Origin of the sequence: Nostoc cf. edaphicum LEGE 07299 (assembly GCF_015207245.1) — a bacterium.
Taxonomy (GTDB): Bacteria; Cyanobacteriota; Cyanobacteriia; order Cyanobacteriales; family Nostocaceae; genus Nostoc; species Nostoc edaphicum_B.
This window is the reverse complement of the sequence record NZ_JADEXF010000150.1, coordinates 1-7400: the sequence shown is the minus strand read 5'-3', so window position 1 is coordinate 7400 and position 7400 is coordinate 1. Positions and strand designations below refer to the sequence as shown.

Genomic DNA, 7400 nt, shown 5'->3' with positions numbered 1-7400 from the left:
TTTTTAGCTGACGATGACCAGCAAAGTAACCAATATAAGAATGTTCTAAATACTACAAGTAAACTTAAAGAGCGGAGGAAAAGCGATCGTAGCAAATGTAGTTTCGGGGATAGCGACTTGCGCTCTTGTGCTTTGAGGTTGGCTCAACAAGAAGATTATACCGAAGCGATCGCACTTTTAACCCAACTAATCTGCCGCCACCCCCACAATGCCGTTGATTACAACAACCGGGGACTAATTTATTTTCAAAGTGGTGAAAGGCTAAAAGCGCTTTCCGACTACAACACCGCCCTTAAACTTAATCCCTATTTGGCTAGTGCTTATAATAATCGGGCAAATTACTACGCGGCTTGTGGAGAATTAGCAGTAGCACTTGCCGACTACGATCAAGCAATTGATTTGAAACCTCACCATGTCCGAGCGTGGATCAACCGAGGCATTACCTGGCGTGATTTGGGGCAATACGAGGTGGCAATTGAGAATTTTGAGGTAGCACTGCTTTTCGGTCAACTAGAGGGTCATATTTGGGCTGAACGCGGCAGGACTTACCATCTTTGGGGCGATTGGAATTGTGCGATCGCTGATTATCGTCGTGCCCTTACTCAACTACCCTCTCTCGACAACGATAAGGATATTACTGGTTGTCGCTTGCGTTTACAACTCGAAAATTGGCTAGACGAGTTACTATCTCAATCAGCGTCCTAATTGGTAGATTAGTTCTTCTGGGAGATTCAAAATTCAAAATAATTGATTAATTTTGAACTACAGTTTAGTGACGCTGTATAGCTAATGACTAATAGATGATAACTACATAGCTATTCAAAAATTAGCTATTAACCATTACTTGTTAGCAATAATATAAATTAACACCCAGTTTATACGTAGCCTGAATCACAATAAACCTAAATAATCCCAAATTCGCCACTTGTCTTAGGGTGACGGCTCTCTTTGCTCATCTTCTCGGCGATCTTGATTCATCAACACGATCTGACGTTGGTTGGGATCGAAGCGGTATCCTTGGCGTTGTCTAATAATTTTAGCTTCTTGCGGATCAAAGTTACGGCTAAATTCCGCCTGTAAACCATTGACATGTCCTTCCATCAGCTTGACTTCAGTACTAATTTCGCGCAACTTTTCTTGCTGTAACCAATGATAAGGCAAGAGTTGTGTTAAAGCAGATGCTGCAACAGCTGTAATCACAAGATTGACCGCTATTTTGGCTGTGCTTTCCAGTGCCATCACCTTGTAAGAACGTTGACGAAGATGCCGCTTTGGTCGAGGAGTGACACGGCGTTTTTGTATAGGTTGTGATGGTGGTCTAGATGGTTGAATCGCGTTCATGATGCTAAAAGATAACCTCGCTTAGTGAAGGGAAGTACTATCAAGAGTGCTGAGTTATGAGTGCTGAGTGAAATTTCTAACTCAGCACGGGCTAAACGCCCCGCGACCGCTAACAGCACTCGATACTCGGAGCTGAATTAGCACTCAGCACTCCTGAATGCTTGATTTAGCTGTCATATTACTTCATTTTTTTGAAATAGCTACAAGTGTTGCACTAGTTAAAAAATAACCTGGCTTACGTAAGTGCAAGGTTTCTAGGTACTTATGACATAAAGCCATAAAGTCTGGAAATTGCACCCCGTACTGCCAGGATTATTAGCTTTTCAACTGTGTCACATCGGAGCCTTATTTGTAAAGTTCTGTGGCTAATCGCCAAGCTAGAACTCCGGGGATCAAGGCCACAACTAGAGCGATGTAGACTTGAGTATCTGAAATGGAAGATATCTGAGCGATGTACAGAGTATCTAAGATAGGCATGGCTGAAAACCTCCTAACCTGAATAGATTTTGAACAGTTCGTTTACTACTTTTCCTTGTTTTGCCAAGATTGTGGAATATCTTGTTACAAGATGCAACAAAAGCAGTTATTAGTCAGTAGTTTTTAATGATTGTTTATTAAAAAAATTCATAAAACTATGGATTTCTATTTGGGTATCGACTTTGGCACCTCTGGCGCACGCGGTATGGTGGTTGATGAGGAAGCTAGCATCCAGGCACAGGTGCGATATCCCTTCCAGGACTCACCAGCCGCCGTTACGCCCAAAATTTGGCAAGAGGCTTTGTTTGTGCTGGTGCAACAAATACCTGATCAATTGCGGCGAGAAATTAAAGCGATCGCAATTAATGGTACTTCTTCCACTGTATTGCTGGTCGATGCTGCGGGCAATCCAACAGATGCACCATTGCTGTATAACGATGCGCGGGGATCATTGGTGCTAGAGCATTTGAGGAGTATCGCACCCCCCAATCATACCGTGTTGAGTGCCACCTCCAGCCTAGCCAAACTTTTGTGGATGAGGCAACAACCCTCTTTTAGTGAAGCTAGATATTTCCTGCATCAAGCAGATTGGCTAGCGTTTCTCCTACATGGACAGTTGGGAATTAGCGATTACCATAATGCTTTAAAGCTGGGTTATGACGTAGAAGAGTTGAAATACCCAGAATGGCTAGAAAAACTACAAATACCGATTCAGCTACCCAAAGTTTTACCTCCTGGTACTCCGATTGCCCAATTGCGTCCTGAGATTGCGGATAAGTTCGGTTTCCGCCGTGATTGTCTGGTGTGTGCAGGTACAACTGATAGTATTGCTGCTTTTCTTGCTAGTGGGGCAAAATTACCTGGTGAAGCCGTGACTTCCCTTGGTTCAACGTTGGTACTAAAGTTGTTAAGTCGTACTCGTGTAGAAGATGCCAGATATGGAATTTACAGCCATCGGTTGGGTGATTTATGGCTAACTGGTGGTGCTTCTAATACTGGAGGTGCAGTACTAAAGCAATTTTTCACAAACACTGAGTTAGAAAGCCTTAGCCGCGAGATTGATGCATCAAAAGCTAGCGAGTTAGATTATTACCCATTGTTGAAGGTAGGCGATCGCTTTCCGATTAACGATCCCAATTTACCGCCACGTTTGTCACCACGCCCAGATAATCCAGTGGAATTTTTGCATGGGTTGTTAGAAAGTATTGCCCGTATAGAAGCGCGAGGGTATGAATTATTACAGCAAATGGGCGCAGACAAATTGAGCCGTGTTTATACTGCTGGCGGTGGCGCGGCGAATGATACTTGGACTGCGATTAGGGCGCGTCATTTGCAGGTTCCTGTAGTCGCGTCAGTGTACACAGAAGCAGCTTATGGAACGGCGCTGTTGGCGATGGGAGGCGGAATTAAGGGTGAACAAGAGTAATTGTGTAACAATCTTTTCGTAGGTATTTCGTAAATCAGTATCTATCCCAGTGACAATCTACATATCTCGGCCGATACTGGGATTATTAGATACCGGACTATAGATTCCAGGTTCATGATCTGGGCAGCTATTCGGGGATGGGTGCTTCGCAACAAGCGAATGTCATCTGTCCCCTTTATTAATTATTGGTGTGGGTTTTAACTAATACAGCACAGGGTAAATCTAGTGATTATCTCAATTAGAGACTATTAATAAAGTAAATCTTTACTGACTAAGCGACGTAGCGTAATGCGAGTCATCACCAAACACCTCGCGCCGTGGAAGCCCCTGGCTTCAGACATGGGGGTAAGGCGCAGGCGAATAAATTCGCCGTCTTAGAATCCATAAGAATATCCATACTTTTTATGAGTTGCTGAGAAATATTGAAACTCATCGCTGTCTTTTCGATAGTTATTTTTAAGTTACTTGCAATAGCCTGAAAGTATTCGGCATTCAATAGGCTAGCAAATAGCCACTCCACAATTAAAAAAATATGTATTTATACGTAGTTTATTAGTTAGCTTAAGCTAACTAATAAACTATTTTATTTTCATACAAAGTTCATTTTTAAGTACATCTACTGTTATTTAGCGAAACTTTGTCTAGTTATTATGTAGCCAATTAAACTAATAAGTTAAGTCAAGTTTAAAAACTAAACTCCAGTATCAAAAAACCTTAGCTATAAACCAGCCAGAGGTAGGGCTGCTCATTGTGAGCCGCGACTTTTGGTTGGGCTGATGCAAACTGCGTTAGAGCTTTTAAACTATTGATTTAAAAAGAACAGAGATGGCTAAAAACGAGCCAGAGACAGAGAATATTGTCCGAAATGAATTACGTGAACTTGGCTACTACAGTGCGGATAATTCAATTCAAGTCGAAGAGCAAAAAAGCAATATTGAATCTATCAAAAAACTTTTGAAATCTGGCAGTAAGTCAGGTAAAGGTGGTAGTGGTTCTCCTGAATTTATAATTACATCACCAACTGACCCTGATTTTGTAATTATCGTGGAGTGTAAGGCTGATTCCAAGAATCACAGTAGTAAAGAAGCCAAAGATTTATTAAATGAAAAAGATATAGAGGAAACAGAAGAACAATACGCCAAGCGTACTCAACGCTATGCTGTAGATGGTATATTGCACTATGCAAAATACCTGTCAAGAGAATACAACGTGATAAGTATTGCAGTAAGCGGCAATACAGATACCACGGTTAATATATCGACTTTTCTTAATTTTAAAGGAAACCAAAAAAGCAAAATATTGCAATCTCGTGATGGGCATATTTTTAATAAATTAATCCCTTGGAAAGACTATATTGAACACGCAACCTATGACCCCTTGCTTCAACGAATGCGCTTCGATGAGCTTATGGATTTTGCTCGTGATTTGCATGATTTTATGAGAGATCATGCAAAGCTTACTGAAAGCGAAAAACCTCAAGAACATAATTTTATACCTGAATTATTTGATTCACAAAGAAAATGGGATTATTTTGCTTTTTCGAGTATATTTGAATTAAAAAAAGGGAAACGTCTGACTAAATCAAATATGACAGAAGGTGAAACTCCTTTTATTGGTGCAATTGATAAGAATAATGGTATATCAGGCTATGTTGGGCAATCTCCTATACACGAAGGAAATACCATTAGTGTGAACTATAACGGCTCTGTAGCAGAAGCTTTCTACCAACCCAAGCCATTTTGGGCTTCAGATGATGTGAATGTCCTATACCCAAAATTTGAGCTAACACCTGCTATTGCCATGTTTCTGATTACTATTATTAAGAATGAAAAGTATCGGTATAACTATGGTAGAAAATGGCATTTAGAACGTATGAAACAATCTCAAATTTTGCTTCCTATTACACTAAACAGTGAACCTGATTGGGACTTTATGGAAGAATACATAAATTCACTGCCATTTAGCTCACAACTGTGTGCATAAATTTTTTAAGCGTTATAGCCAAAATCAACTTCGTGGGATTGTGGGCTGAAAGTCACCGGATGCTGGAAAAACTTCGGGTATTTTGTAGATGCAGATGAATGCCTTCGGCAGTACACGGAGACAAAAAAGTGCAAATCACTAAGCGCAACGTTGAGTTAAGAGTAGATGGCAGCTTAATGCGTGTTTATGTAGCAGCTCCCAAAGCAGCAGGAAAATACCCTGGTATTGTCTTCTACAGTGATATTTATCAGTTAGGTGATGCAATGATTCGTCTAGCTAACTACTTAGCAGGATACGGCTATGTAGTAGCAGCCCCAGAAATTTTTCACCGAATTGAGCCAATTGGTTTAGCAATTGAGCCAGACGATCTGGGACGGATGCGGGGAAATGACGATGCGCGTCGAACCTCGGTAGCTGAATATGATGCTGATTGCCTTGCTGTGATTGAATTCCTGAAAACAGAGAGTGCGGTTTCTCCAAATCAAATAGGCACTCTCGGCTTTTGTATTGGTGGACATTTAGCTTTCCGCGCTGCATTTCAAAGCGAAATTCGGGCTTGTGTCTGCTGTTACCCTACTGGGATTCCCAGTGGTAAACTGGGTAAAGAGGTAGCCGATACAATCCACAGGGTAAGTGAAATCAAAGGCGAGATGCTAATGGTATTCGGTACTCTTGACCCTCATATACCAGATAGCGATCGCCAAACCATAATAAAAGCAATTGAGAATGCTAACATCCCTCACCAAGTTTTTTTGTATGAAGCAGAACATACATTCATGCGCGACGACGGTTATCGTTATGATTCTAGTGCTACCACCGCAGCTTGGTCTGAAATAGTAACTTTTTTGGGGCGCATATTCGCAGAGTGAAAACTTATATTATTGCTTTCTTCGCGTCAATTTTGAGTTGTCTGTAACGCTAATAACCCAGCACCATAAGCAGGTTCATACCTCGGAAAAATCACTTTTACATTAGGAAACTTCTTAACAATTGATGCTGCAAATCTTTCATGGATCTTGCATCTACCTTGCCATACACTTCCCGTTGTGACTACTTCTAAAACTGAGTCAGCGCTAAAAATTGCATCCATTACTGTAGATGTGGCTTTTACTAACTCTTTTACAGCATCATCAATTATCATATTCGCTACTATATCACCTGATGCGGCTGCAAAATCTACAATTGGTGCTAAAGCAGCTATCTGTTTAACTCCCCATTGTTGCCGATATATTACTTCTATTAAATCTTCTATACTTTTCAAATCAAGATGCTGTTTGAAATCCTCTATTAAACTCGTTGATATTTCCCGTCCATCATAAGATTTTAATGCTGCGTTCATGCCTGCGATCGCAATTTTATAAGCGCTACCTTCATCTCCTAAAATATATCCCCAGCCGTCGACTCGTTTAGTATTTCCTTCATTATTTCGTCCGAAAACTATCGAACCAGTACCGGCTGCAACCACAATTCCTACAGGCTGACCAATTCCACCAACTAAAGCAATCAAAGCATCGTTACAAATTACAATATTGGCTGGCTGTAATGCCCAAGTAATAGGCAATTTATTATTCTGTAACTCTTTAACTAAACCTTTCACTACTTCGATATCTGTTGCACGACCTACACCTGCTAAACCCAAACATATCGCATCAATATTCACAGAATTTGTAATTATTGCTGCCTCAACCGCATTTTTAATTGCAGATTGAATAGATTGTAGAGTGGCTTCGATACCTATACTCTGATAATTAGATGGGCCTGCTTCAGCACGACCTAGCACTAGATGCAAATCATCCATCAAGACACAAACAGTCTTGCTACCCCCGCCATCTATTCCTAAAACATAACTCATGGATTGCAGTAACTTAATTATTGGTGCTTTGGTTCTTCTTTTAAAGGAATAAAAAATAAAGCAATCATTCCAGGAATAGTCAGCAAACAAACCAAGACAAAAAATAATGGATAGCCAAGTACTTTTTGCAGATAACCGCTAACTAATCCGGGTAACATCATTCCTAAAGCCATAAAGCCGGTAGAGATAGCAAAATGAGAAGTTTTATATTCACCTTGACAAATATACATTAAATAAACACTAAAAGCTGTAAATCCAAAACCATAGCCAAATTGCTCCAAGGAAACCAAGGGATAGACTAATGTTAGTGAAGGCTTAGTG

At 40.6% G+C, this 7400-nt stretch carries 7 protein-coding genes and 1 pseudogene; 4 read left to right on the top strand and 4 right to left on the bottom strand.

The window, feature by feature from the left end:
- The coding region (locus IQ229_RS06510; RefSeq protein WP_194042307.1) for a tetratricopeptide repeat protein at positions 1-705 on the top strand (705 nt) is incomplete at its 5' end.
- Between the two features lie 225 nt (positions 706-930).
- Here IQ229_RS06510 and IQ229_RS06505 read toward each other — a convergent pair.
- Positions 931-1341 carry a slr1601 family putative cell division protein gene (locus tag IQ229_RS06505; protein ID WP_194042305.1) on the bottom strand — a complete coding sequence of 137 codons (411 nt, stop codon included), beginning with the start codon at positions 1339-1341 and terminating at the stop codon, positions 931-933.
- A 345-nt stretch (positions 1342-1686) separates the two neighbouring features.
- Complete coding sequence (gene psaM / locus IQ229_RS06500) at positions 1687-1776, bottom strand: photosystem I reaction center subunit XII (RefSeq protein ID WP_040630342.1); 90 nt, start codon at positions 1774-1776, stop codon at positions 1687-1689.
- A 199-nt stretch (positions 1777-1975) separates the two neighbouring features.
- Here psaM and IQ229_RS06495 point away from each other — a divergent pair, with 199 nt between their 5' ends.
- The 3 genes from IQ229_RS06495 to IQ229_RS06485 all read left to right on the top strand — a co-directional run bounded on the left by IQ229_RS06495 (position 1976) and on the right by IQ229_RS06485 (position 6096).
- The gene (locus IQ229_RS06495) at positions 1976-3244 is read left to right on the top strand and encodes an FGGY-family carbohydrate kinase (RefSeq protein ID WP_194042303.1); all 1269 of its coding nucleotides are present in this window, start codon (positions 1976-1978) and stop codon (positions 3242-3244) included.
- An 825-nt stretch (positions 3245-4069) separates the two neighbouring features.
- Positions 4070-5227 (top strand): restriction endonuclease subunit S, encoded by a 1158-nt coding sequence (locus IQ229_RS06490; protein WP_194042301.1) that lies wholly within the window; start codon positions 4070-4072, stop codon positions 5225-5227.
- 128 nt (positions 5228-5355) lie between these two features.
- Positions 5356-6096 (top strand): dienelactone hydrolase family protein, encoded by a 741-nt coding sequence (locus IQ229_RS06485; protein ID WP_194042299.1) that lies wholly within the window; start codon positions 5356-5358, stop codon positions 6094-6096.
- Positions 6097-6122: 26 nt separating this feature from the next.
- Here IQ229_RS06485 and IQ229_RS06480 read toward each other — a convergent pair whose 3' ends face one another.
- Together IQ229_RS06480 and IQ229_RS06475 are read right to left on the bottom strand one after the other, a co-directional pair.
- Positions 6123-7079 (bottom strand): N-acetylglucosamine kinase, encoded by a 957-nt coding sequence (locus IQ229_RS06480; protein ID WP_194042297.1) that lies wholly within the window; start codon positions 7077-7079, stop codon positions 6123-6125.
- A gap of 17 nt (positions 7080-7096) precedes the next feature.
- Positions 7097-7400, bottom strand: a pseudogene (locus IQ229_RS06475) (MFS transporter); the annotation flags it as partial.